Consider the following 25,762-nt stretch of genomic DNA (forward strand, 5'->3'; position numbering starts at 1 on the left):
CCGGTGAAAAGCGTAAGCCGGCGCGGTGCCGGGCGCGCGCCACCTTACGCCATGGGCGTCTCCAGCCAGGCGATGAGCTTTTCCAGCGCCGCACTTGGTTGCGAATTCGCCTGCCAAACAAGGTAGTAGGCACCGCCCGCGGGGACAGGCCTGTCATCCAAAGGCGCCAGACGTCCGGCGGCGATCTCTGCCTCGGCCAGATACTCCGGCATCAAGGCGACCCCGAGCCCCGCCGCCGTGGCCGCCGCAAGGCTGGAGAATTGATCAAAAACCATACCTCTGAGCCGGGTCGCAGGCACGCCCTTGGCCGCGAACCATTCCTCCCAACCGCCCGGCCGGCTGTCGAGATGCAAAAGCCGGGCGTTGAGCAGAGACGCCGGCTCGGGCAGCGCGGCGGGTGCCGCAGAGGCAGCGCAGACCGGGATCATCCGCTCTCGCGCCAGCTCCAGATACCTGACCCCGGGCCAGTCCCGCGCGCCGTAATGCAGGGCCGCATCGAAGCTTTCGAGGTCGAAATCGAAGGGCGAGAGGCGCGCGCGCTGGTTGATGTAGATATCCGGGTTCTGATCACAGAATCCCTTGAGCCGGGGGGTCAGCCAGACCGCGCCAAAACTAGGCAGGACGGCAAGATTGATGATATCGCGGTTCCCGCCCGCCTTGATCTCCAGCGAGGCTTTGGCGAGGCCATGCAGGACCTGACGCACCGAGGCCGCGTAGCGGGACCCCGCCTTGGTCAGCGCAAGCCCCTTGCCATCCCGGACAAACATCGACACGCCCAACTGCTCTTCGAGCACCTTCAGTTGACGGCTGATCGCAGAATGGGTGAGCGACAGTTCCTCCGCGGCGGCAACGGCGGTGCCGAGCCGGTCGAACGCCTCAAGCGCGAGCAGAGAACTGATCGAGGGTAGAAATCGCCGGGGCGCAATCATGTGACAAATCCTCCAACCATTGTTCGGAACCTTCAATATTCCATGGTGAATGGTTTTGATAGGTTGACGGTACAGGTCACTTTCAAGGCACGTCAGGGAGGCAGGGATCATAGCGTTTCACCGGGCAAAGCGCATCGCTGCGATCGAGGTATCCGAAATCGCCCGCCTGACCGAGGCGGCGGCTGAAATGCGGGCCAAGGGCATCGATGTTGTGGCGCTGTCGACCGGAGAGCCCGACTTTGTGACGCCGGCCCATGTGATCGAGGCCGCCCATGCCGCCGCCCTGCAAGGCCAGACCCGCTATCCCGCGACCCGCGGCACCGCGCCCCTGCGCGCGGCCATCGCGGAGGGCGCCCGGGCAAACCCGGCGGAGGTGATCGTCTCAACCGGGGCCAAGCAGGTGCTGGCCAACGCCATGCTCGCCAGTCTCGATCCCGGGGACGAGGTGATCATCCCCGCACCCTACTGGACCAGCTATCCCGATATTGTGGCCCTGGCCGGAGGGCGGCCGGTGGCGGTGGCCTGCCCGATGGCGCAGGGCTTCAAACTGACGCCTGAGGCTCTGGCCGCCGCCATCACGCCCCGCACCCGCTGGCTGTTCCTGAACACCCCCTCCAACCCCTGCGGCGCGCTTTACACAGAGGCCGAGCTCAGCGCCCTGGCGGAGGTGCTGGACCAGCACCCAGATATCATGGTGCTGGCCGATGAAATCTACGCCCATCTCGCCTATACCGCCTTCCGGTCGTTCCGGGACGTGGCCCCCGCCCTGCGGGACCGCGTTCTGATCGTCAATGGCGTGTCGAAAGCCTATGCCATGACCGGTTGGCGGATCGGCTGGGGGATCGGGCCGCGCCCGCTGATCGACGCGATGACCGCGGTGCAGGGGCAGATCACCTCGGGTGCCTCGTCGATATCGCAGGCGGCGGCGCTGGCCGCGCTTACCGGTCCCCAGGACCTGCTGGCCGAGCGGCTGGCCGTGCTGCGCGACCGGCGCGACGGTGTGGTGGCACGACTGTCCGCCATGCCGGGGGTCAGATGCCCGGTGCCCGATGGCGCATTCTACGTCTTTCCCAATGTGGAGGGCGCAATGGCCCGGCTCGGCTTCGAGACCGACGGGGCCTTTTGCGCGGCCCTGCTGGAGCACCGGCAACTGGCCGTGGTCCCGGGCAGTGCCTTCGGGCTGCCGGGGCATCTGCGGCTCTCCTTCGCCTATTCCACCGAAGATCTCGATCGCGGCCTGAGCCGCATCGCCAAGTTTCTGGGAGCCGGGCATGCCTGATGCGTCCATCCCCACCTTCGATCCCAAGGATCCGTTCCTGCTAATCCGGCAACTTGAGGAAGAGGAACGGCTGATCGCCGAAAGCGCCCGCGCCTTTTGCCTGAAGCATTTGGCCCCGCGGGTAAAAAAGGCCTACGAGACCGAGGAGGCGGACCGCACCATCCTCCAGGAGATGGGCGCCCATGGACTGCTCGGCGTGACTCTGCCCGAAAGCGCCGGAGGTCTGAATGCGGGCTATGTCGCCTATGGGCTGATCGCCCGCGAGGTGGAGCGGATCGACAGCGGCTATCGCTCCATGATGTCCGTGCAGTCGAGCCTCGTGATCCACCCGATCCACGCCTATGGCAGCCAGGCTCAGCGTGACAGATACCTGCCGAAGCTGATCAGCGGGGAATGGGTCGGCTGCTTTGGCCTGACGGAGCCCGACGCCGGATCGGACCCGGGCGGGATGACCACGCGCGCCGAAAAGATCGACGGCGGCTACCGTCTGACCGGCAGCAAGACGTGGATCTCGAACGCCCCCATCGCCGATGTCTTCGTGGTCTGGGCCAAATCCGATGCCCATGACGGCAAGATCCGCGGCTTTGTGCTGGAACGCGGAACGGCGAACCTCTCGGCGCCCAGGATCGACCATAAGCTGTCGCTGAGGGCTTCGGTCACCGGCGAGATCGTGATGGACGGGGTGGAGGTCGGCGACGATGCGCTCCTGCCGGGGGCGGAAGGGCTCAAGGGGCCATTCGGCTGCCTGAACCGCGCGCGCTACGGCATTGCATGGGGCGTCATGGGGGCCGCGGAGGCCTGTTGGCATGCGGCCCTGCAATACGGCCTCGACCGTGTGCAGTTCGGCAGGCCGCTCGCCGCCACGCAGCTTTACCAGAAGAAGCTCGCCGACATGCAGACGGAGATCGCACTTGGCCTGCAGGCCAATCTGCGGGTGGGGCGGCTCTTTGATGAAAACCGTGCGGCGCCGGAAGTGGTCTCCCTGATCAAGCGAAACAACTGCGGCAAGGCTCTGGACATTGCCCGCGCTGCGCGGGACATGCACGGAGGCAATGGGATTTCCGGCGAATTCCCGGTGATGCGGCACATGATCAACCTTGAAACGGTGAATACCTATGAGGGCACGCATGACATTCACGCCCTGATCCTCGGGCGCGCGCAGACCGGGTTTCAGGCGTTCATGTGAGGTTGGCCATGGATCGCGCAACCATCGTTCACGAGGCCTTTCTGGGCCGGGTGGCCGCGGGCGATCTGCCCCCGGGCGCTCCGGCGGGCGGGCCGTTGCCGCCGAAACTGGCGGTATCGATCTATCGATCGGGATGTCTGTCGCGGGCACTCGACCGGGTCAGTCGGGAAATGCAGGCGCAAAAGCAGGGGTTTTATACCATCGGGTCGTCGGGGCACGAAGGCATGGCGGCCGTGGCGGCGGCGCTGCGGCCCACCGATCCGGCCTTTCTGCACTACCGCGATGCGGCGTTTCAGATCCAGCGGGCCGGGCAGGTCCCCGGCCAATCCGTGACCTGGGACATGCTTTTGTCTTTCGCATGTTCGTCTGAGGATCCGATTTCGGGCGGGCGGCACAAGGTGCTGGGCTCGAAGCCGCTGAACATTCCGCCGCAGACCTCGACCATCGCCAGCCACCTGCCGAAGGCGGTCGGCGCGGCCTACGGCATCGCCGCGGCCAGGCGCAATCCACCCGAACACGCCGCCTTTGCCGAAGACGCCATTGCCTTTTGCAGCTTTGGCGACGCCTCGGCCAACCACTCCACTGCGCAGGGCGCGTTCAACACGGCGGCCTGGACCGCCTATCAGGGGGTTCCGCTCCCCCTGCTCTTCTGCTGCGAGGACAACGGGATCGGGATTTCGGTCAAGACGCCCAAGGGCTGGATCAAGGCGACATTCTCGCACCGCCGGGATCTTGCCTATTTCGCCTGCGACGGGTTGGATATCTACGACACCTACGCCACGGCCCGGGCCGCGGCGGAATATGTACGCAAGCGGCGAAAGCCCGCGTTTCTGCACGTCCGAACAGTCCGGCTTTACGGCCATGCGGGCGCGGACGTGGCCAGCACTTACCTGTCCAAGGCCGAGATCGAGGCCGATGAGGCCAACGATCCGCTGCTGCATTCGGTGCGCCTGCTGAACGAGGCCGGCGCGCTGGACCGCGGCTCGGCCCTCCGGATCTATGAAGAAACCGATGCGCGGGTCCGGCGGGTTGCCGCCAGGGTGGTGACCCGCCCCCGGCTGCAAACCGCAGAGCAGGTCATGGCAAGCCTGATTCCGCCACCGCGCGCCTGTGCGCCGCTGATCGGCCCCGAACCAGAGACGCGGGCGCAGGTCTTTGGCGGCGATCTCAATGCGATGGCCCAGCCCCAGCCGATGTCCCGACTGATCAACTGGGCCCTCACCGATCTCATGCTGGAGCACCCGGAAACCGTGCTGATGGGCGAAGATGTGGGCCGCAAAGGGGGCGTATACGGCGTCACGCAGAAGCTTCACGGCCGGTTCGGGGCACATCGGGTGATCGACACCCTTCTGGACGAGCAGTCGATCCTCGGGCTTGCGATCGGCATGGCCCATAACGGCTTTGTCCCGATCCCCGAGATCCAGTTTCTGGCCTATCTGCACAATGCGGAGGACCAGATCCGCGGCGAGGCGGCCACCCTGCCCTTCTTCTCCAACGGCCAGTTCACAAACCCGATGGTGATCCGCATCGCGGGCCTGGGCTACCAGAAGGGCTTTGGCGGACATTTCCATAACGACAACTCGCTGGCGGTGCTGCGCGATATCCCCGGGGTCATCCTCGCCGTGCCGTCCGACGGGGCCGTTGCCGCACGGATGCTGCGCGAATGCGTCCATCTGGCCCGCGAAGAGCAGCGTGTCGTGGTCTTTGTAGAACCGATCGCGCTCTACGCCACACGGGATCTGCACCGGCCCGGCGATGACGGCTGGATGCGGCTCTATCCGGACCGGGACGCGCGGATCTGTCTTGGCGAGGTCGGGGTTCATGGCACCGGGACGGATATGGCGATCGTGACCTTCGGCAACGGCACCTATATGGCCCACCAGGCGCTGCCTCGGATCGGTGCGGCGGGGATTTCCGCCCGGGTGATCGACCTGCGCTGGCTGGCGCCGCTCCCCCTTGCCGCGCTGGATGCCGCCGTCGCGGGCTGCGACAAGGTGCTGATCGTCGATGAAACCCGCGCCTCCGGCGGAGTGGCCGAGGCGCTGATGACGCATTTTGCAGAAAAAGAACTCCACGCGACATGGCGGCTGACGTCTCTGGACAGTTTCATCGCCACCGGCCCCGCCTATGCCGCCACCATGCCCTCGGCGGAGGGGATCGTGGACACCGCCCGCGCCTGGGCCGGCACGAAGGTCCGCGCCTGATGCGAACTGCGGTGGTCATCTGCCCGGGCCGGGGAACCTACAATGCCCCCGAACTGGGATATCTGGCCGCGCATTTTCCCGATGCGGGCATGATGGCCGATTTCGAATTCCAGAGGCTGGCAGGCGATCAGCCGTCGCTGGCGTCGCTGGACGGGGCCAGCCGCTACAGCGTCCGCACCCATGGTCGGGGCGACAATGCCGCGGCGCTGATCTATGCCGCGTCCCTCGGCGATTTCCTGGCGCTGGACCGCTCCGGGATCGAGGTGGTCGCGGTCACTGGCAATTCCATGGGCTGGTATACCGCGCTTGCCTGTGCCGGCGCGTTCAGCGCCGCAGACGGCTTCCGGGTGGCCAACACCATGGGCGGGCTGATGCAGGCCGCGATGATCGGCGGCCAAATGGTCTACCCCTGGGTCGGCGAGGACTGGGTTCCGGAGCCGGGCGTCAGGGCCGCTCTCCTGAACCTGATCGCCGAGATCGACAGCCGCCCGAACCACAGCCTCGCTTTGTCGATCGACCTGGGCGGCATGATGGTGGTCGCGGGCGATAGGGCGGGGCTTGCCGCCTTCGAGACCGCGGTGCCCCCGCGCAAGGACCGGTTTCCCATGCGGCTGGCCAACCACGCGGCCTTTCATACCGCACTCCAGGCTCCGGTTGCGGGCCGGGCGCGCGCCGCGCTGCCCTCTGCCTTGTTCGGTCAGCCCGCGCTGCCCGTGATCGACGGGCGCGGCACGATCTGGTGGCCGGGAGCCAGCGCGCGGGACGCTCTCCGGGACTACACATTGGGGGCGCAGGTGACCGAAACCTATGATTTCACCAGAGCCGTGGCGGTCGCCGCACGGGAGTTCGCGCCAGACCTTTTCGTAGTTCCGGGTCCGGGCACGACCCTTGGCGGTGCCGTCGCGCAGGCGTTGATCCTCGCAGGCGTGCAGGGGCTGGCCAACCGGACCGATTTCAAAGACCTTCAATCCAGAGAGCCGCTTGTGCTGTCCATGGGACGGCCCGATCAACGCGCGCTTGTTACCTAAGGAGAGTGCCATGCAGCATCTAGCAATTCTGAAGTCCTTCGATCTGGCAACCCCGGTGCCTACCGAAGGCGGGTTCCCGTCCCGATCCCCCATCGACGGCATCGAGCTGGCGCGGGTTCCGGGCACCCCGCTGAGTGAGATGCCCAAGATGATCGCCCGATCCCGGAAAGCGTTTCAGGCCTGGCGCAGGGTTCCGGCCCCGCGACGCGGAGAACTCGTGCGCCTTCTGGGGGAAGAGTTGCGCCGGGCCAAGGCCGATCTCGGCGGCTTGGTCACCCTTGAGGTGGGCAAGATCGTTTCGGAAGGTCTGGGCGAAGTGCAGGAGATGATCGACATCTGCGATTTCGCCGTCGGCCTGTCGCGCCAGCTTTACGGGCTCACCATCGCCTCGGAGCGCCCTGGCCACGCCATGCGCGAGACCTGGCATCCCATCGGGCCCTGCGGGGTGATCACGGCCTTCAACTTCCCGGTAGCTGTCTGGTCCTGGAACGCCGCGCTGGCGCTGGTATGCGGCAATCCGGTGATCTGGAAGCCGTCGGAAAAGACGCCTCTGACCGCCCTGGCCTGCCAGGAGATCTTCAACCGCGCCCTTGCCCGGTTCGGGGATGACGCGCCCGCCGACCTCGTGCAGGTGGTCATCGGCGGGGCCGAACTGGGCGAAAGCCTTGTCGACAGCAAGGACGTCCCCGTCCTGTCGGCTACGGGCTCCACCCGGATGGGCGCCATCGTCGGGCCACGGGTCATGGCGCGATGGGGCCGCCCGATCCTGGAACTGGGGGGCAACAACGCGATGATCGTCGCCCCTTCGGCGGATCTCGATATGGCGGTGCGTGCCATCGTTTTCTCTGCGGTCGGCACCGCGGGGCAGCGGTGCACCAGCCTGCGCCGCCTGATCGTGCACCGCGACATCAAAGAGGCGCTTCTGGCCAAGCTGAAATCGGCCTATGCGAGCCTGCCCGTCGGCGACCCGCGCGAGGCGAGCACGCTGGTGGGCCCCCTGATAGACGCAGACGCCCTGGCCGCGATGCAGGCCGCGCTCGATGCGGCCCGGTCCGAAGGCGGCACGGTCTATGGCGGCGAGGTTCTGGAGGCCGTATCCGGCGGGACCTATGCGGCCCCGGCACTGGTGGACATGCCCGCCCAGACCCGAACGGTGGAGGCGGAGACCTTTGCTCCGATCCTCTACGTCATGACCTATTCCGACTTCGCCGAGGCCATCGATATGCAGAATGCCGTGCCACAGGGCCTCAGCTCTTGCGTGTTCACCCTCAACCTGCGCGAGGCCGAACTCTTCATCTCCGCCGAAGGCTCCGACTGCGGCCTGGCAAATGTCAATATCGGCCCGTCGGGCGCGGAAATCGGCGGCGCGTTCGGTGGCGAGAAGGAAACCGGCGGCGGCCGCGAGAGCGGCTCGGACGCCTGGAAAGGCTATATGCGGCGCCAGACCAGCACGGTGAACTATTCCGACGCATTGCCCCTGGCCCAAGGCGTCCGTTTCGATGTCTGACCCGGGCCGCAACCTCTGGACCCATAGTGCAGAGGAGGCCGTTTCCGCCCCGCCCCTTAACGCGGATGCACGGGCCGATCTGGTGGTGATCGGCGGCGGCTACACCGGTTGTGCCGCGGCGCTGGAGGCCGCGCGGCAGGGAGCAAAGGTCGTTCTGCTTGAGGCCGAGACCATCGGCCATGGCGGATCTGGGCGCAATGTGGGGCTGGTCAATGCCGGCCTGTGGTTGCCGCCTGACGAGATCGTCAAGGCGCTGGGGGCCGATGCGGGGGGGCGGCTGATCGATGCGCTGGGGCGCGGCCCGCAGATGGTCTTTGAGCTGATCGCCCGGCACGGGATCGATTGCGAAGGCATACGCAACGGCACCCTGCACCTGGCCCACGGGCTCTCGGGTCTGGACGATCTGCGCAACCGCTTTCGTCAGGGCAACCGCCACGGCGCGCCGCTTCAACTTCTCGACAAGGCCGAGACGGCACGGCGCACGGGAACGGCGGCATTTCACGGCGCCCTCTTCGATCCGCGGGCCGGCACGATCCAGCCCCTGGCCTATTGCCGGGGCCTCGCCCGCGCGGCGCAAGACGCAGGCGCCGCCCTGCACGGCCAGAGCCCGGTGGAGCGGATTACAAGGGAGGCCGAGGCATGGTGCGTCACCGCGGGTAGCCACAGCGTGCGTGCGGGTGCGTTGCTTCTGGCGACCAATGCCTACCACCGGACACTGAAAGGCATCGCCGCGCCGCAGTTCATCCGCGTCAACTACTGTCAGTTCGCCACCGCACCCCTGCCGCCCTCGACCCGCGCGCGCATTCTGCCCGGCGGCGAGGGGGGCTGGGACACCGCGCTGGTGATGAGTTCCGTACGCACCGACCGGGCGGGACGGCTGATCGTCGGCGGTATGGGCGACAGCGACGGATTTGGCGCGCGCGCACACAAAAGCTGGGCGCGGCGCAAACTGGCCAGCCTTTTCCCGGAGATCGTTGACGCAAAGATCGAACACGAGTGGTCCGGACAGATCGCCATGACATCCGACCATATTCCAAAGATACTCGACATCGGACCGAATGCGCTGGCCGTGTTCGGCTATTCCGGGCGCGGCATAAGCCCCGGCACGGTGTTCGGGACAGCCGCCGCAAGGAACCTGCTCCGGCCGGGAACCGTCGACAAGCTTCCCGTTCAGGTTCAGGACAGGCATATCGAGCGGTTTTCGCTTGCGAGAAGCTATTATTATGAGATCGGGGCAACACTCGCCCACGGGATCTCGGCCGCGACGGGGCGCTAGGGGCGCCTTCTGCACAAACGTGACACCTGCGTGACCAAACCTCTCGTACGCAGTTCAGCTCAAAACAACCTTGAGATCTTATCCACGCCGATCTTTTGGACGCGAATCTCGCAGACCTGTCCTAGGGCCGGGAGCCCTTCAGATGACGTTGCGCGCCTTCAACCGTGTAATATCGGCATCGGAATAACCTGCCTCGCGCAGCACCGCATCATTGTCGCCGCCCAGATCGGGTGCCGGGTGTCGGACCCTGAGCGGTGTGGCGGAGAATTTCATGGGAAACCCGGTCATCCGTACCGTCCCGTGGCCGGGATGCGGCACGTCCAGCACCATCTCCTGCGCGGCCACCTGCGGATCATCCAGCACGTCCAGCATGGTCTGCACCCGTCCGCAGGGCACACCGGCATCGTTCAGCCGGGTGATCCAGTTGGCTTGCGTATCCGTCGACAACGCCGCGTTGATCATCGCATTCAGCTCCGCGCGATGCTCCAGGCGCTTGCCGTTTGTGTCAAACCGCGGGTCGGAAAGCACATGGCCCAGATCCAGTTCGGTCATGAACTTGGCGCAGATCGCCTCGGTCGACGGGGCTACGGCGATGTCCCCGTCTGCGGTATGAAACAAGCCATAGGGCGATGCGATCGGGTGATCATTGCCCGTACGCGCGGGGTCCTTGCCGCTCGCCAGTGCGCCTGCGGACAGATAGGCCATCATCGACAGCATGGACATCATCATCGACGCCTCGACCTTTTGCGCCGGGCCGCCGGCCTCCCGCCCGCGAAGCGCCGCGACCGCGCCGAGGGCGGCATAGAGCCCGCAGATCAGATCCGTGATCGGGTTCGCGGCCCGCAGCGGCCCGGTCTCCTCGGTTCCGTTGGACGACATGAACCCGGACATGGCCTGCGCGATGAAATCGAAGGCCGGACGGTCCGCATAGGGCCCCGTGGAGCCATAGCCGTTGATGCTGGTCACAATGAGCCCGGGGTTGATCTCGGCCAGACGCTCGGCGGTCAGGCCCATCTTGTCCAGAACGCCGGGGCGGAAGTTTTCGGTCAGGATATCGGCGTCTTTCAGCAGGCGCTCGAGCACCGCCTTGCCCTCCTCCGTGCGAAGATCGAGCGTGAGCGAGCGCTTGTTGCGATTGAACCCCGCGAAATACCAGGACATCCCGTCGACGATATCGCCCTGCCGCCGGACTGCATCGCCATCGCGGCCCTCGATCTTGATGACCTCCGCGCCAAGATCGCCCAGGATCATCGAACAGAACGGCCCCGAAAGGATCCGGGTCAAATCGATAACGCGCACACCCTCAAGCGGAAGCATGTCGTCGGTCATCCTGCGGCCGTCGCGGTCAGCTCCGGGTCGAACCGGCGCAGGCGCGGGCCCGCCTTGAGCACCTGCCCCGGCAGATCTCGACCCACGGTGTCCTGCGTCATCCGCGCGACCTCGATAAGCGCGCCGAGGTCGAGCCCGGTCCGATAGCCGCTCTCCTCAAGCAGATAGGCCAGATCTTCGGTGCAGATATTGCCTGTCGCCCCCGCCGCGAACGGGCAGCCCCCCAGACCACCGACCGAGGCATCGAAATAGCTCACGCCCTCCGCCAGCCCGGTCATCACACAGGCAAGGCCAACGCCGCGCGTGTTGTGGAAATGCAGGCAGATCTCCACCTCCGGGGCTTCGGAGCGGATCGCCTGAATGGCCGCTTTCACGGTTTTCGGCGTCGCCATGCCGGTCGTATCTCCGAGGCTCACGCGTTTCGCGCCAAGTTCCCGGTATCGCCTTGCGATGCGCCCGACCTGCTCCGGCGGGACGACGCCTTCGAACGGGCAGCCGAATGCCGTGGCCATGCCCCCCTCCAGCGTAATGCCATTGCGATGCATCAGATCGGCAACCGCCTCGAAATCCTTCAGCGACTGTTCGATTGAGCGGTTCACGTTCTTGCGGTTGTGCGTCTCCGACGCGGAGACCACGGTGTGAACCGCATCCACCCCGGCCTCCGCCGCATGTTCGGCGCCCTTGAGGTTCGGGATCAGCACAGACAATGTCGCATCGTCCGGCCGATCGATCCCGGCGATCACCTCCGCCGCATCCGACAGTTGGGGCACCGCGCGCGGGCTTACGAAGGAGGTCACCTGGATATGGCGTAAACCGGCGGCGAACATCGCATTGACGATCTCGATCTTGCGGCGGGTCGGGATGAATGTCTTCTCGTTCTGAAATCCGTCCCGCGGCCCCACTTCGCAGACCGTGACGTCGCTGCCTTCGGGCAGTGGTTTTGCAGTGTTCGTCATTTCTGATTTCCTCCCGTCCGGCGGCGTTGCGGTCCGTTTCGCGGCATGTGGCGCCATACGCGCGCCGAGCAAGATGCCAGCAAGACCCGCGGCGCAGCAAGAGCGGCGCGGTTGCAAAAAGGCGATCTCTCCATAAGGACATGCAGGCAGGCTTGCCGATGATCAGCGCGCGCCTGAGATCCCGCCGATATGTATCAGGTCCCGGCAACCACATGAAATTTTATACTTAAATCCCGCTGCGATCAGACCCGCCGGCCCCGATGCCCACCCTGCCCCAGCCTCCGGCCACGGCCCAGCCATCGGATTTTTCGACGCCTGCAATCGCCATACGGCAAGACAGGCTTGAAATCCGTGAAAAGGTCACCTCTTCTGCACCGGGGTTTCTTTACGGGAGGAGTTCAGACCCATGGGAGTAAAAACCATCCTATCGGCCAAACTGGCCATTGCCACCGCCGCAACGGTGTTTTCGTTGTCGGCCGCGCCGCAGATGGCGCAGGCAAATGAGTGCATCGCGCCATCCAATCCGGGTGGCGGATGGGATTTCACCTGCCGGACCATCGGCCGCATCCTGTCGGAGCTGGATCTGGTGGACGGCAATGTGCAGATTACCAACATGCCCGGTGGAGTCGGCGCGGTGACATATGCGATGGTCGCGTCCGAACGCTCGGACGACCCGGGTCTGATCGTCGCCACGTCGACCGTCGGCGTGACCCAGATCGCACAGGGCCGATACCCCTCGGGCATCGACACGATGCGATATCTCGGCATGCTCGGGGCGGATGTCGGCGTTATCGCCGTCGCCGCGGACAGCGAATACGAAACCCTGGCAGATTTGAACGCGGCGATGGTTGCCGATCCGTCAAGCGTGGTGACGGCAGGCTCTTCCGGCGCGGGGGGCTGGGATCATATCCGCCTGCTGATGGTCGCCCGCGAGGCCGGTCTGGAGGATCTCACGGCGCTGCGTTGGGTCCAGTTCGACGGAGGCACCGATGCGGTGACGCAGATGATGGGTGGGCAGCTCGACGTTGTCTCGACCGATCTGGGCGAGATCGCGGGCTTCGTGGAATCGGGCGACATCCGCGTTCTGGCCGCGCTTTCCACCGAGCCGGTCCCGGCGTTTCCGGACATACCCACCGCCATCAGTCAGGGCATCGACGTGACAGGCTATAACTGGCGCGGGCTCTATACCGGCGGCGACGTTTCCGACGAGGCCTACAACGCCTGGGTGGCGCGGCTCGAAACGCTCTACAACTCCGACGAGTGGCAAACGGCCGCGGTCGAGTTCGGTCTGGTTCCGATCTGGATCGGCGGCGCCGATTTCGAGGCCTATGTGCGGGAGCAGGAACAGATCATGGCCGACATCTCCCGCGATATCGGCGTGATTGAATGAGCATCAGGCTTGCGGGCGTCGCGATCTTTCTGGTCGCGGCGCTCTATGCCTGGACCGCGCAGGACTACACGGCCTCGTTCGGCGACGTTCTGGGGCCGTCGGTTTTTCCGGTTATGGTGGGTATCCCGGCGATGGCGCTTGCGCTGTCGCTGGTGGTGTTTCCGGGGGGCACAGTCAGCTGGCCGTCGGGTGACAGGCTGTTGCGGCAGGCCATGGCGCTGGCAGCGCTCGTCGTCTATGCGCTGCTCCTGGAACGTCTCGGGTTTCCGATTGCGACGGCGGCGCTCATAGCGGTGGTGGCGATCATTCTGGATGGCCCGCCCGGCAAATCGCTCCTGATCGGCGTGGCCGGATCCTTGTCCTTGTGGGTGCTGTTCGATCAGCTTCTCGGCCTGCCCATAGATTTTCTCGGCAGTTTCTTCACCGGTTGAGCATATATGGAAATTCTCTCGTCTCTCGCGCTTGGGTTCTCCGTGGCGCTGCAACCGCTGCACCTCGCGCTGCTGCTTTTCGGATGCTTCGCGGGCACCCTGATCGGCGCGATGCCGGGCCTTGGGCCGGTGAACGGCGTGGCGATCCTGATCCCGCTCACCTTCGCGTTCGGCTTTGACGCGACGGCCTCGCTCATCCTGCTCAGCGCCGTCTATTTCGGCTGCATGTATGGCGGGCGGATCAGTTCCATCCTGCTCAACATCCCCGGCGATGAACCCGCCGTGATGACCACGCTTGATGGCTATCCGATGGCGCAGCAGGGTCAGGCTGCGAATGCGCTGGCGATCTCGGGCGTGGCATCCTTTGTCGGGGCCACCGTTGCGATTGTGGGGCTGACCCTCTTCGCGCCGCTCCTTGCGCGGGCGGCGATCTATTTCGGACCTGCGGACTATTTCGCGCTTTATGTCATGGCCTTTGCCACCATCGGCGGGCTGGCGGGCGTCGATCCACGCAAGACGCTGCTCTCTGCCCTGATCGGCCTGATGATCGCAACGATCGGGCTGGATCCCGCCACCGGCATCCCGCGTTACACGGGCGGCTCCTTCAACCTCTATGACGGCATCGACCCCATCGTGGCGCTTGTGGGTCTTTTCGCCATTTCCGAACTGATGTTCCTTCTGGAGCGCGCGATCAAGGATCGCGATGCCGCGATCCGCCTGACCACCTGGATCCCGGAGGCGAAGGTCATCCTGGGCACGGCCTGGGCGACCGTGCGCGGCGCGGTGGTCGGTTTTGTCGCCGGCGTTCTGCCGGGCGCGGGCGCATCGCTTGGGGCGGTGATGAGCTATTCGATCGAAAAGCAGGTCAGCAACAAGAACGGCACGTTCGGCAAGGGCGATCCCAGAGGTGTCGCGGCACCCGAGGCGGGAAACAACTCCGCCTCCGCCGGTGCACTGATCCCGATGCTGTCGCTCGGCGTGCCGGGCTCCGGCACGACGGCCGTGATGCTGGCGATGCTGATCTCGCTCAATGTCCAGCCCGGGCCGCTCCTGTTCGAGCGCCAGCCAGACCTTGTCTGGGGCCTCGTGGCGTCGCTCTACATGGCCAACGTCATGCTGCTGATCCTGAACCTGCCCCTGATCGGGCTGTTCACCCGATTGATGGCGATCCCGACCTGGTCGCTGATGCCGCTGGTGGTCGCGATCAGCTTCATCGGCGTCTACTCGATCAGCAACTCCACCTTCGACCTTTACGTCATGATTGCATTCGGCGTGCTGGGTTACATTCTGCGCAAGCTCGACATCACCCTTGTGCCTTTGGTGCTGGGTCTGCTGCTCGGTGCGGATATGGAAAACAACCTGCGCCGCGCCCTGTCGATCTCGGGCGGCGATTACGGCGTGCTTGTCGCAAGCTGGATTTCGGTGGCTCTCTATCTGGCGACGGTCGCCTTTCTGGCGCTGTCGATCTGGCTGGGCCTGCGGGACCGCAAGCGCGGCCCTGCGGCGGAGTAAAACTGTCCGGAACGCGGGAGCCGTCATGCGCCACGACTTCACCAGTCTGATCCTGTTCAGGGCCGTCGCCCGCGCCGGCTCCATCGCCGGGGCGGCGGCGAAGCACAACATGGCCGCCTCCGCCGTTTCCAAACGGATATCGGACCTCGAGGCCCGGCTGGGCGCGCCCCTTCTCTACCGCGAGCGGCGCGGTGTCGACGTCACCGCGGCAGGGCGCGAGTTGCTGACCCATATCGACAGCCTGGTTGGCGTTATCGAGCACATGGATGCCGAGATGAGCCGCTACGCCGATGGCAAGCTTGGCACCATCCGGATCGCGGCCAATACCTCCTCCATCACCCAGTTTCTGCCTGAAGACCTTGCCGAGTTTGTCAAGCATCACCCGGAATTGCGGATCGAGCTTGCAGAACGGACCAGCCGGGAAATCCTCAAGGCGGTGCACGAAGGCCAGTGCGACATCGGCATCTTTTCCGGCCTGACCAGCACCAAGAGGCTGAAGACCCTGCCCTACAGGCGCGACACGCTGGTCGTGGCAATGCCCCCGGAGCACCGGCTTGCGCGGCAGGCGGCGGTCCCGTTCGAGGCGCTTCTGGATGAGGATTTTGTCGGTCTGCAGGGGGGTAGTTCCATCCAGTCCCACGTGCGCAAAGTCGCGGCCGCCGCGGGTCGGGAGTTGAGAATTCGGGTCGAGGTTCAAAGCTTCGACGGGGTGCGCCGAATGGTGCAGGCCCGGCTCGGGATCGCGATCCTGCCCTATGGCGCGGTCGAGCCCTATGTCCACGATGCGGAGCTGACCATGGTTGCGCTGGATGAGCCCTGGGCGAAACGCGACCTTTTCATAGCGGTGCGCAGGCTGGGCACCCTGCCCCGCCACGCAAGACTCCTGCTCGACAGCCTGACCGGCTCCTAGGCCGGGCTGGTCAGTCCGCCGGGGGCGCGACCGGCTTGCCGCCAGAGGGGCGGGCCGGTTCGGGATCGGGTTGCCCTTTGGGATCTTTCGATTGCGACGCCTTTTTCTTGGCCGCCTCAATCCTCGCCAAGTCGTTGAACGACATTTTGGCTTTCCTTTTCGGGCCGCCGGGGTATCCGGCAGCCTGCCACCAGTACTGACCGGCTTGTGGAATAGCAAAGGAAACCTTGGCTAATGGATGCCACCCCCTTGCAAACCCGGCCGTCAATCGCCAAGTAGAGGATGCTACTGACCTCATTTTCGACCCTCTGTTTTCCTTCACCGGCTCACAGCGCTAGACACAGTCGTGAGAAGCCGGGCCGCCGCATTCTGCGGGCGGCGATCATAAAGGAAACTTCACATGGCCAATGGCACAGTGAAATGGTTCAATTCTTCCAAAGGCTTCGGCTTCATCGCCCCCGAAACAGGCGGCAAGGACGTGTTCTTGCATATCTCCGCACTGGAGCGGGCGGGCATGACCAGCCTCGATGACGATCAGAAGGTAACCTATGATGTCGAATCCGGCCGTGACGGGCGGGAAAGCGCGATCAATCTTGCGCTTGCCTGAATTGACTGCGCGGGCGCTCCAACGGAGCGCCCTTTCGCAATCACCGAAACCGATGGAATGACCCATCCGGCACCCAGCCCTTCGGACTGGACCCGTGTTCTTGCCCGGTATCGCACACCCGACACGGCGCGCAGCCTCTTCGAGCTGATCGTAACACTCACACCGTTCCTGGCCCTTTGGGCCTGCGCCTGGTGGATGCTGTCGGTCAGCACCACGCTCGCCGTCTTTCTGGCGCTTGGAAACGCGGCCTTCCTGATCCGCTTGTTCATGATCCAGCACGATTGCGGCCATGGCTCCCTGTTTCGAAACCGGCAGGTCTGCGACTGGACGGGCCGTGCGATCGGCGTTCTCACGCTGACGCCATATGACGTCTGGCGCAGGACCCATGCCATCCACCACGCCACCAACGGCAATCTGGACCGCCGCGGTGTCGGCGATTTGCCGACACTGACCGTGAAGGAGTATCAGGCAAAAGGATGGATCGGAAAAGCGCTCTATCGCCTTGTCCGCAATCCGCTTTTCCTGTTCGGCGTCGTCCCCTTCTACACGTTTTTCCTGCAGAATCGGCTTCCGGTCGGCCTGATGCGATCGGGTTGGAGGTACTGGCTGAGCGCCCTGGCCACGAATGCCGCCATCGGTGCCGCCCTTGCGGCGATCATCTGGCTGGGGGGCTGGAATGTCGTTCTGTTTGTCTTCTTCCCCACCATGCTGCTCGCCGCGATCGCCGGGATGTGGTTCTTCTTTGTGCAGCATCAGTTTGAGGAGACAAGCTGGCAGCGTGAAGGCGACTGGGATGTGCAGAACGCAGCCCTTGAGGGCAGTTCGCATTACGCGCTGCCCGGGATCCTGCGCTGGATCACCGGAAACATCGGCGTCCACCATGTGCATCACCTGGCCAGCCGCATCCCCTTCTACCGGCTAGACGAGGTGATCAGGGATCACGATCTGCTGGCACAATCCAAGCGCATCACGCTGTGGGAAAGCTTCCGCTGCGCACGTCTTCATCTTTGGGACGAGGAGCGCCGCAAACTCGTTTCGTTTGCCGAAGCGCGCAGCGCGGCTGTCTGACCGAGGATATCGTTCGGTGTCCCGTCGGACGCGGCTTTCCGCAGCAGGTCAGGCCGCCGTTGCGATCCGGCCCGCAAGGGTCGGAGCCGCCGCCCCGGTCGTCGAAGGGAAACTGCCCGGGAGGTTCCGCAGCCTGCGCATGGCGAGATAGGCGAAGCACTGGGCCTCGGTCGCATCCCCCTCCCAGCCGACGGCCTCGGCGGTCTCCACCGTGACCTCGGCAAAGGTTCCCAGCATCTTCAGAAGCGTCGGGTTGCGCCGACCGCCGCCGCAGACGATCAGCCGCGCGGGCCGCACCGGCAGGAGGTCGAGGCCCCGCCCCACCGCCGCCGCCGTGAAGGCCGTCAGCGTCGCCGCCCCGTCCGCATCGGAAAGCGGGGCCGCCCAGTCATGACCGAAATCGAACCGGTCAAGAGACTTGGGATAGGCCTGCTTGAGATAGGGATGCCCGAGCGCCTGCCGGAGCCGCGCGGTGTCGACCCGGCCCGCCGCGGCAAGCCGGCCGTCGCGATCCATTTCGCCAAGCCCGCGGCTTCTGACGAAATCGTTGATCGGGGCGTTTGCGGGCCCGGTGTCGAATGCCACGAGCCCGCCCGCGCCATCGCACGCCGTCACATTGGCCACCCCACCGAGGTTCAGGATCGCCGTGCCGGTCCCGCCGCCGAGGCTGTCCAGCAACGCGCCGTGATAAATCGCTGAAAGCGGCGCCCCCTGCCCGCCCGCCGCCATATCCGCATTGCGGAAATCATGGACGACCCGCACCCCGAGCAGTTGCGCCATCAGGCCCCCGTCGCCAAGTTGCCGGGTCCGGCCCGGGCGCCCGCCCACGGGTGCGCGATGCAGAACGGTCTGGCCATGAAACCCGACCGCCGCGATGTCGGACATCGCCAATCCCGCCTCTGCCACCAGCCGGGCAACGGCGGCGGACTGCGCGCGGGTAATCCGCTCCTCCGCCACGGCGAAGATGGCAGGCTCCGGGCCGTCGAAGTTCCAGTCCAGCGCCGCGCTCAGGCAGCGAGGCAGGATCGCGCGGGTGTCCTCGTCATAGGGGTCGAGCGCGTACGGGCCGAATTCGGCCACGCCCTCCCCATCGGTTCGCAGGAGCGCCACATCGATATTCCCGTCAAGGACCGTGCCGGTCATCAGGCCGACGCACCAGTGCATATCCATTTCATCACTCCGCGAAGAGCGCCTCCCCCACTGCGCGCCTGAGATCGGCGATGCCGCTTTCGGTGTGGCGCGTGGGGTGGACGCGATTGGTCAGAAGGGTCCAGGCGATCCCGGCCTCCGGATCGATCCAGAGACCTGTGCCGGTAAAACCGGTATGCCCTATGGTCGCAGCCGAGCATTTCTGCCCGCCGGACCACCCGTCATGACGGATCTCCCAGCCATGGCTGCGTATGGGCGAGAGTGCCGTGAAGATGGGCTCCGGAGCCTGCGCGAGCCGGTCTTCGGCAAAACCGAGCAGCGCATCGGCGGTGCCGAAAAGCCCCGCATGCCCGGCCCCCTGCAAGGCAAAGCAGTTCTCGTCATGCACCTCGCCGCGCAGGATACGCCCGCGCCACGTACAGGCCTCGGTCGCCGCGCAGGTCTCCGGATCGGGGGCGAAGGTAAAGCTCGGCCCTGGGTCCATTTGCCTGATAGGGCAGCCTTCAAGACGTTCCAGGGCGATGCCGAGCAGGATGAAATTGATGTCGGAATAGACCGGAGGCGCCTGCCGTCTCCATTCGCGTTGCAACACGAAGGCGCGCAATCGGGCCGGATCGCCGCCATAGGTGTAGATCGGCTCGACCGCGGGAAAGGGCGTCCGGTGGGCAAGACAATCCCGAAAGGTAACCCGCCGCTCCCAGCTCTCGGCATCGTATTGGCGCAGGTCCGGGATGATGGAGGTGAGCGGTGCATCAAGGTCGATCCGCCCGGCCTCCGCATGGGCAAGAATACGCTCGGTCGTGAAAACCGGTTTGGTCAGCGACGCAAGATCGAACAGCGTGTCGCGCGCGACGGGCACCTCTTCGGGAAACTTCGCCGCCAGTCCCGTCGCCCGCACCTGCCGCCCGTCAGGGCCGGTGACGCCAAGCACCGCGCAGGGAATGCGCCCGGCGGCCACGGCGCCCGCCGCGTTGGCCCAGGCCGCATCGAGGGTCATGCCGCGGGCTCCACCGCGACACGGTGATCGGGGCCATGATCCCGCCAGCTTTGCGGCGGCGCCTGCCACCCGTCCGGGCGCAGCGTTGAAGGGACCTCGTCCGTGTCGAGCGCGAAATCAACATGCCGGCGCTCGATCGATGGGACCGCCGCGATGAGCTTGCGGGTGTAAGGGTGACACGGATCGGACAGGACCGACCGGGCCGCGCCGATCTCCACAATGCGACCGGCATAGATCACGGCGATTCTGTGCGCGATGCGCTCTACCACAGCCATGTCGTGAGACACGAAGAGATAGGCAAGACCGAAATCCCGCTGCAGATCGATCAGAAGGTCCAGTACCTTGGCCTGCACCGACACATCGAGCGCCGAGACGGCCTCGTCCAGAACCAGCACCCTGGGGTTCGGCATCAGGGCGCGCGCGATGCAGATGCGTTGCCGCTGACCGCCGGAGAATTCGTGTGGATAGCGCGCCAGCGCATCCTGCGGCAGATCCACCTTGTCGAGCAGCATCCGCATCCGGTCGAGTGCCTCGGTGTCCACCCGCCTGCCCGCCGCGATCACCGGTTCGGACAGGAGCGCGCGCACGTCCATCCGCGGATTGAGCGAGGCGTTGGGGTTCTGGAACACCATCTGCACCGCGCGGCCCTCAGCCCCTTCCACCCGGCCCGCCGTCGGCCGCACCAGATCGAGGATGGCGCGCGCCGTCGTCGACTTGCCGGAACCGCTTTCGCCCACGATGCCGAGCGTCTCGCCCGGGACAAGATCGAAGGACACGCCCTCTACCGCGTGGACATATCCTTTGGCCTGCCTGAGGAAGCCGCCGCCAACCGAGAAGCGGACGCCAAGATTTTCAACACGAAGCGTGGCCTTGGCGCCCTCGCTGCGAACTGCATTTACACGGGCGGATCGCCCGCCCCGGAAATGGGGCACCGCACTCAGCAGATGGCGTGTGTAGTCATGGGCGGGCCGGTCGAAAACGTCATCGGCGGTCCCGCTTTCCACCGCGCGGCCGCCCTGCATCACCACAACCCGGTCCGCTATACCCGCAACGAGGCCGATGTCATGGGTGATGAAGATCAGGCCCATCCCGGTTTCCCGTTTCATCTCCGCCAGAAGCGCGAGGATCTGTGCCTGTATGGTGACATCGAGCGCCGTGGTCGGTTCATCCGCGATCAGCAGGCGCGGCTCACCCGCGAAGGCCATGGCGATCATGATCCGCTGGAGCATGCCACCCGACATCTGGTGCGGGGCCTGATCGAGGCGACGCGCCGCATCGGGAATGCGGACCCTTTCAAGGGCCCGGATCGCGGCCTGCCGTACCGCCCGTCCGCTCAGACCGCGACGTTTGGCGAAGATCTCGCCAATCTGTGTGCCGATTTTGAGCACCGGGTTGAGCGAGGTCATCGGCTCCTGGAAGATCATTCCGATCTCGCCCCCGCGAAGGTTCTGCATCCGCGCTTCGGAGGCGGTTGCGAGGTCCGTCGTCCCGTCGAGCAGGATCGACCCGCCGAGGATGCGCCCTCCGCTGTAATCCACCAGCCGGTTGATCGACATCGCCGTAACCGATTTGCCCGACCCGCTTTCGCCCACTATGGCCAGCGTCTCGCCGGCGGCAAGGTCGAGGTCGACACCCTGAACCACCTCGGTCTCGTGACCGGGCCTGCCGAAACCCACGCGCAGATCCCTGACCGTAAGCAGCGTCATGACAGCGCCCTCCGCGAGCGCGGATCCGCGATGTCGCGCAGCGCGTCGCCCAGAAGGTTGAAGCCGAGAACCGCCAGCATGATCACCGCCGCCGGGAAGATCAGCATCCATGGCGCCATCTCCATCAGGTTGCGGCTGTCCGACAGCATCAGCCCGAGGGACGGGTTGGGCGGTTGGGTGCCGAGGCCGAGAAAGCTGAGCGCGGCCTCCGTCAGGAGCGCCCAGGCCAGCGCCAGCGTGAACTGCACCGTGAGCGGGGCCACGAGATCGCCAAGCAGATGGCGCGTCAGGATGTAGCGCCGCGAACTGCCGAAGGTGCGCGCGGCATCGACGAAGCTGCGCGTCTTGAGCGACAGAGCGGGGCCGCGCGCGACCCGGGTAAAGATCGGCGTATAGACCACGGCGATGGCAAGGACCGAGGTGGCCATACCGGCCTCAAGAATCGCCACGATCAGAAGCGCCAGAAGGATCGCCGGGAAGGCCAGAAGCACGTCCATCATGCGCATCGCCACCCCATCCCAGAGCCCGCCGAACCACGCCGCCGTAAGGCCGAGTACCGTGCCGACCGTGGCCGCGATCCCGACGGAGAGGAAGGCGACCGTGAAGGACTGGCCGACGCCCACCATCAGCCGGCTCAGAATGTCGCGGCCAAACAGGTCGGTGCCCATGAGATAGCTCCCGCCCGGCGGCTGGAGCCGCGCGAGCCGGTCCTGCGCCAGCGGATCATGCGGCGTGAGGCCGAGCAGGCCCAGCACCGCCGCCACGGTGAGCACACCGATGATGACAAGGCCGATGCGACCGGCCGAATGCCGCAGGAGCGCGCCCGGGATCCTCATGGTCTGTCTCCGTACCGGATACGCGGATCAAGCGCGGCATAGGCCAGATCGACCAAGAGGTTCACAAGCATGAAGTTGAACGCAATGAAGAGGACAACACCCTGAACAAGCGCGTAATCGCGTTGCAGGATCGCGTCGAGGACGACCCGCCCGAGACCCGGCAGCGCAAAGATCTGCTCTACGATCACGGCGCCGCCGAGGAGATATCCGAACTCCACCCCGCTGAGCGTCAGCACCGGGATCAGGGCGTTGGGCAGGGCGTGGCGCCAGATCACATAGCGTTGCGAAAAGCCCTGGGAGCGTGCGGTGCGCACGTAATCCTCGCTCAGGATATCGAGCATCGCGGCACGGGAGATGCGGGTGACCGCAGCCGCGAAGGCGGTGCCGAGCGCGATCGCGGGCAGGATCATCTGGGCGAGGTTTCCGAACGGGTCCTCGCGGAACGGCACATAACGCCCCATCGTCGGCAACACGCCGAAGCCCACGGACAGGATGTAGATCGCCAACAGGGCGACGACGAAATTCGGCATCGACTGGCCGATCATTGCGAAAACCCGCACGAGCAGGTCCGATGGCCGATCCGCCTGCGTGGCGGCATAGACCCCTGCCGGCAGACCGATCAGAAGCGCGATGACCATGGACATAAGCGCCAGTTGCAGTGTCAGGGGAAAGCGCTCGAGGATGATCTGGAGCACCGGTTGTCCATAGGTCACCGAGATGCCCAGATCACCCCGGAAAAGGCCGCCGAGCCAGCGGAGATACTGGACCGCCCAATTCTGGTCTAGACCGAAATAGACTGTGAGCGCCTCGCGCTGCGCCGGTGTCAGCATCCCCCCCTCGGTGCCCAGCATCGCCGTAATGGCGTCGCCGGGCACAAGCCGGATGGCGATGAAGACGAAGATCGACACGCCCAGCATCACCAGTGGAAAAACCGCGAGACGTCTGAGAAAGTAGCTCACGTCGGCCCCTCCACCGGCGGGTTACGGGTCAATCGGGGATCGTCACATCGACAAGCCCGAAGAGCGAGCCCGTCGGGCTCGGCTCGAAGCCGTCAATGCCCTCGCGCTGCGCCGTGTAGGTATTACCGGTGAAGAGCCAGACCCAGGGCGCCATCTCTGCCAGATGGCTTTCGAAGTTCGCGAAAATTTCACGTCTTGCCGCCTCGTCGGTCTCGATCCGACCCTCGGACATCAGGCTGTCGAGCGTATCGTCGATATAGTTGGCCACACCTTGCAGGTTGCCATCCCGCGTCCAGTAGCGGTTGTACATGGTGTAGGGGTCGACCCGCCCGCCATTCAGCGCCACGGCCATGTCGAAGTCTCCCGCCAGCCAGCGGTCGATATAGACATTCATCTCCTGCATCTCGATCTCAAGCTCGATGCCGACCTCGGCAAGCTGCGACTGGATAAGCTGCGCCACGGCCGACGCGGTGGGCGGCTCGCCCGTTGCGGCCATCAGCGTCGCGCTGAACCCGTCGGCATAACCCGCCTCGGCAAGAAGGGCGCGCGCGCGGTCCTGATCCTGCTCGTAGCAGAAAAGCCCCTGCGGGTCGCTGCGATAGGCTGGCGATGTGAGCGGTCCGGTCACCTCCCCCTCGCCCAGAAGGGCTGCGTCGAGAATATCCTGCCGGTCCACGGCACAGGCGATGGCCTGCCGAACCGCCAGTTCGCCCATCGGCTCCCGCGCGGCGTTGAGCTGAAGCACATAATAGCTGAGCGTGGGCGCGGCGTTGAGCTCAAGCCCTGCGGTCTGCGGCACGAGTGTCGCCACAAGCGGATCGTTGATCAGCGCGAAATCCGCCTGCCCCGCCCGCAGCGCGGCCAGAAGCGCCGTTTCGTCGGGAAGCACGTTCACCGCGATCTCGTCATAGGCGATCTCTCCGCCATGCCAGTCCTCGAACGCGGCAAGGCGGGCATTCGCGTTGGGCGTCCGCTCGGCAAGGGTGAAGGGCCCCGAACCCACGATCTCCGTGCCGATGGTTCCCGCCGCGATGGCGGAGGCCGGGACGATGGCGGCATTGACCGAGGCCAGACCGTTCAGGATCGGGGCATCCGGCCCGTCGAGCTGGAGAACGACGGTCTGCGCATCGGGCGTCTCGATCCCGGTGATGGAGGTGTAGTTGGCCCGCGCCACGGCGCCGGTCGCCTCGTCGAGGATACGCTCGAAAGAGGCGCGCACATCCTCGGAGGTCACGGATGTGCCATCGTGGAACACCGCGTCGGGGTCAAGCCGGAAGGTGAGCTGCGTGCCGTCTTCGGAAAAGGACCAGCTTTCGGCCACCGCCGGCTGGAGTTCGAGATTTGCATCGAGGCGCACCAGCGGCTCGTAGAGCAACTCCAGCAGGCGGATCGAGGCGAAGCCGGGCTGCGTGTGAGGGTCCAGCCCGGTCGCGTCCTGCGACCACGCCACGTTCAGCGTCTGTGCACCGGCCGGGGCGACCAGTGCCGTGGTGAGGCCAAGCGCCAGCGCGGCGGCCGTCTTCTTGATCGAAGTCATTCGAAACATCTCCCTTGTATCGGTTGTCATGGCGTGGCGGGGTTGCTCCCCGCGCGTCTGATGGCCTTGCGCAGAAATCCGCGCTCGGCTTCGAGGTCTGCCCGTGCCGCATCGGCATCTTGGCCGGTGATCTGCATGAGAATGGCAAGCTTCACGCTGCCGCCGCTGCGCGCAAGAAGGTCGCGCGCCTCTTCGGACCCGCATCCCGTGGCCTCCCGCAGGATGCCTTCGGCGCGATCAGCCAGCTTGCGGTTCGAGATGGTCACATCGACCATCAGATTACCCCAGGTCTTGCCGAGCCGGATCATGGCTGCCGTGCTGAGCATGTTGAGAACCATTTTCTGCGCCGTGCCCGATTTCAGCCGGGTCGAGCCGGTCAGGATCTCGGGCCCCACGACGGGTGCGATGGCGATGTCCGCGAGATCGGCGATGAGCGATCCGGGATTGCAGGAAAGCGCGATGGTGCCGGCCCCGACGCCTCGCGCATGGCGGAGCGCACCAGCGACATAAGGCGTCCTGCCGCTGACGGCGATCCCCACGACCACGTCCGTTGCGTTCAGGTCGATGGCCTCCAGATCAGCCGCGCCCCTCGCGTCGTCATCCTCTGCAGCCTCGATCGACCGGCGCAGCGCGCCGTCGCCGCCGGCGATGATCCCGACCACCATGCCGGGCGGAACCGAAAAGGTCGGCGGACATTCCGACGCGTCGAGTACACCAAGCCGCCCGCTTGTCCCGGCACCGATATAGATCAGCCGCCCGCCTGCCTCGAAGGCGGTCACAATCCGGTCCACGGCCGCGGCGATGGCGGGCGCCTCGGCGGCGACCGCGTCGGCGACCAGACGGTCCTCCGCATTCATGCAGGCGATGATCCCGGCCGAAGACATCAGGTCGATATCAGTGGAACGCGGGTTGCGTCCTTCCGAAACGAGCGCACTCAGATCCGGCGAAGCGGAATTGGACACGGCA

At 65.6% G+C, this 25,762-nt stretch carries 22 protein-coding genes; 12 read left to right on the forward strand and 10 right to left on the reverse strand.

Annotated elements, in window-relative coordinates; all coding sequences use genetic code 11:
• Window positions 1-44: 44 nt before the first annotated feature.
• Window positions 45-929 carry a LysR substrate-binding domain-containing protein gene (locus tag D9R08_RS14200; RefSeq protein WP_158599007.1) on the reverse strand — a complete coding sequence of 295 codons (885 nt, stop codon included), beginning with the start codon at window positions 927-929 and terminating at the stop codon, window positions 45-47.
• Window positions 930-1,116: 187 nt separating this feature from the next.
• Between D9R08_RS14200 and D9R08_RS14205 the strand changes: the two genes are divergently transcribed.
• The 6 genes from D9R08_RS14205 to D9R08_RS14230 are packed head-to-tail and all read left to right on the forward strand — an operon-like array spanning window position 1,117 to window position 9,409.
• Entirely contained in the window at window positions 1,117-2,208 is a 1,092-nt protein-coding gene (locus D9R08_RS14205) for a pyridoxal phosphate-dependent aminotransferase (RefSeq protein WP_121898725.1), read from the forward strand.
• Entirely contained in the window at window positions 2,201-3,394 is a 1,194-nt protein-coding gene (locus D9R08_RS14210; protein ID WP_121898726.1) for an acyl-CoA dehydrogenase, read from the forward strand. The genes D9R08_RS14205 and D9R08_RS14210 overlap by 8 nt, the downstream gene beginning before the upstream one ends.
• Before the next feature lie 8 nt (window positions 3,395-3,402).
• Window positions 3,403-5,598 carry a thiamine pyrophosphate-dependent enzyme gene (locus D9R08_RS14215; RefSeq protein WP_121898727.1) on the forward strand — a complete coding sequence of 732 codons (2,196 nt, stop codon included), beginning with the start codon at window positions 3,403-3,405 and terminating at the stop codon, window positions 5,596-5,598.
• The gene (locus D9R08_RS14220; RefSeq protein WP_121898728.1) at window positions 5,598-6,626 is read left to right on the forward strand and encodes an ACP S-malonyltransferase; all 1,029 of its coding nucleotides are present in this window, start codon (window positions 5,598-5,600) and stop codon (window positions 6,624-6,626) included. The genes D9R08_RS14215 and D9R08_RS14220 overlap by 1 nt, the downstream gene beginning before the upstream one ends.
• 10 nt (window positions 6,627-6,636) lie before the next feature.
• A complete protein-coding gene (gene amaB / locus D9R08_RS14225) occupies window positions 6,637-8,133 on the forward strand; it encodes an L-piperidine-6-carboxylate dehydrogenase (protein WP_121898729.1) in 1,497 nt (498 codons plus the stop codon).
• Window positions 8,126-9,409: an NAD(P)/FAD-dependent oxidoreductase gene (locus tag D9R08_RS14230; protein ID WP_121898730.1), complete on the forward strand. Its 1,284-nt coding sequence runs from the start codon at window positions 8,126-8,128 to the stop codon at window positions 9,407-9,409. Before amaB ends, D9R08_RS14230 begins: the two co-directional genes overlap by 8 nt.
• Before the next feature lie 138 nt (window positions 9,410-9,547).
• Here the strand turns inward: D9R08_RS14230 and D9R08_RS14235 are convergent, their stop codons facing one another.
• Window positions 9,548-10,738, reverse strand: coding sequence for a CaiB/BaiF CoA transferase family protein (locus D9R08_RS14235; protein WP_121898731.1), 1,191 nt, complete (start codon window positions 10,736-10,738; stop codon window positions 9,548-9,550).
• The gene (locus tag D9R08_RS14240) at window positions 10,735-11,694 is read right to left on the reverse strand and encodes a hydroxymethylglutaryl-CoA lyase (RefSeq protein WP_121898732.1); all 960 of its coding nucleotides are present in this window, start codon (window positions 11,692-11,694) and stop codon (window positions 10,735-10,737) included. The genes D9R08_RS14235 and D9R08_RS14240 overlap by 4 nt, the downstream gene beginning before the upstream one ends.
• Before the next feature lie 406 nt (window positions 11,695-12,100).
• Between D9R08_RS14240 and D9R08_RS14245 the strand changes: the two genes are divergently transcribed.
• The 6 genes from D9R08_RS14245 (at window position 12,101) to D9R08_RS14270 (ending at window position 17,612) form a co-directional block, all read left to right on the forward strand.
• Complete coding sequence (locus D9R08_RS14245) at window positions 12,101-13,084, forward strand: Bug family tripartite tricarboxylate transporter substrate binding protein (protein ID WP_121898733.1); 984 nt, start codon at window positions 12,101-12,103, stop codon at window positions 13,082-13,084.
• Window positions 13,081-13,515 (forward strand): tripartite tricarboxylate transporter TctB family protein, encoded by a 435-nt coding sequence (locus tag D9R08_RS14250; RefSeq protein ID WP_121898734.1) that lies wholly within the window; start codon window positions 13,081-13,083, stop codon window positions 13,513-13,515. The genes D9R08_RS14245 and D9R08_RS14250 overlap by 4 nt, the downstream gene beginning before the upstream one ends.
• Before the next feature lie 6 nt (window positions 13,516-13,521).
• Window positions 13,522-15,027: a tripartite tricarboxylate transporter permease gene (locus tag D9R08_RS14255; RefSeq protein WP_121898735.1), complete on the forward strand. Its 1,506-nt coding sequence runs from the start codon at window positions 13,522-13,524 to the stop codon at window positions 15,025-15,027.
• 25 nt (window positions 15,028-15,052) lie between these two features.
• Window positions 15,053-15,937 carry a LysR substrate-binding domain-containing protein gene (locus D9R08_RS14260; protein WP_121898736.1) on the forward strand — a complete coding sequence of 295 codons (885 nt, stop codon included), beginning with the start codon at window positions 15,053-15,055 and terminating at the stop codon, window positions 15,935-15,937.
• A gap of 400 nt (window positions 15,938-16,337) precedes the next feature.
• Window positions 16,338-16,544: a cold-shock protein gene (locus D9R08_RS14265; RefSeq protein WP_121898737.1), complete on the forward strand. Its 207-nt coding sequence runs from the start codon at window positions 16,338-16,340 to the stop codon at window positions 16,542-16,544.
• 57 nt (window positions 16,545-16,601) lie between these two features.
• Complete coding sequence (locus D9R08_RS14270; RefSeq protein WP_121898738.1) at window positions 16,602-17,612, forward strand: fatty acid desaturase; 1,011 nt, start codon at window positions 16,602-16,604, stop codon at window positions 17,610-17,612.
• A 48-nt stretch (window positions 17,613-17,660) separates the two neighbouring features.
• Here D9R08_RS14270 and D9R08_RS14275 read toward each other — a convergent pair whose 3' ends face one another.
• The 7 genes from D9R08_RS14275 to murQ are packed head-to-tail and all read right to left on the reverse strand — an operon-like array spanning window position 17,661 to window position 25,758.
• Window positions 17,661-18,782, reverse strand: coding sequence for an anhydro-N-acetylmuramic acid kinase (locus D9R08_RS14275; protein WP_121898739.1), 1,122 nt, complete (start codon window positions 18,780-18,782; stop codon window positions 17,661-17,663).
• A gap of 4 nt (window positions 18,783-18,786) precedes the next feature.
• Entirely contained in the window at window positions 18,787-19,758 is a 972-nt protein-coding gene (locus tag D9R08_RS14280) for a serine hydrolase domain-containing protein (RefSeq protein WP_121898740.1), read from the reverse strand.
• The gene (locus D9R08_RS14285; RefSeq protein WP_121898741.1) at window positions 19,755-21,464 is read right to left on the reverse strand and encodes an ABC transporter ATP-binding protein; all 1,710 of its coding nucleotides are present in this window, start codon (window positions 21,462-21,464) and stop codon (window positions 19,755-19,757) included. Before D9R08_RS14285 ends, D9R08_RS14280 begins: the two co-directional genes overlap by 4 nt.
• The gene (locus D9R08_RS14290) at window positions 21,461-22,300 is read right to left on the reverse strand and encodes an ABC transporter permease (protein WP_121898742.1); all 840 of its coding nucleotides are present in this window, start codon (window positions 22,298-22,300) and stop codon (window positions 21,461-21,463) included. The genes D9R08_RS14285 and D9R08_RS14290 overlap by 4 nt, the downstream gene beginning before the upstream one ends.
• A complete protein-coding gene (locus tag D9R08_RS14295; RefSeq protein ID WP_121898743.1) occupies window positions 22,297-23,259 on the reverse strand; it encodes an ABC transporter permease in 963 nt (320 codons plus the stop codon). Before D9R08_RS14295 ends, D9R08_RS14290 begins: the two co-directional genes overlap by 4 nt.
• Window positions 23,260-23,287: 28 nt before the next feature.
• Window positions 23,288-24,796 (reverse strand): ABC transporter substrate-binding protein, encoded by a 1,509-nt coding sequence (locus tag D9R08_RS14300; RefSeq protein WP_121898744.1) that lies wholly within the window; start codon window positions 24,794-24,796, stop codon window positions 23,288-23,290.
• Between the two features lie 26 nt (window positions 24,797-24,822).
• Window positions 24,823-25,758: an N-acetylmuramic acid 6-phosphate etherase gene (gene murQ, locus D9R08_RS14305; protein ID WP_121898745.1), complete on the reverse strand. Its 936-nt coding sequence runs from the start codon at window positions 25,756-25,758 to the stop codon at window positions 24,823-24,825.
• Window positions 25,759-25,762 lie beyond the last annotated feature (4 nt).

Source organism: Rhodophyticola porphyridii, assembly GCF_003688285.1.
Lineage (GTDB): Bacteria > Pseudomonadota > Alphaproteobacteria > Rhodobacterales > Rhodobacteraceae > Rhodophyticola > Rhodophyticola porphyridii.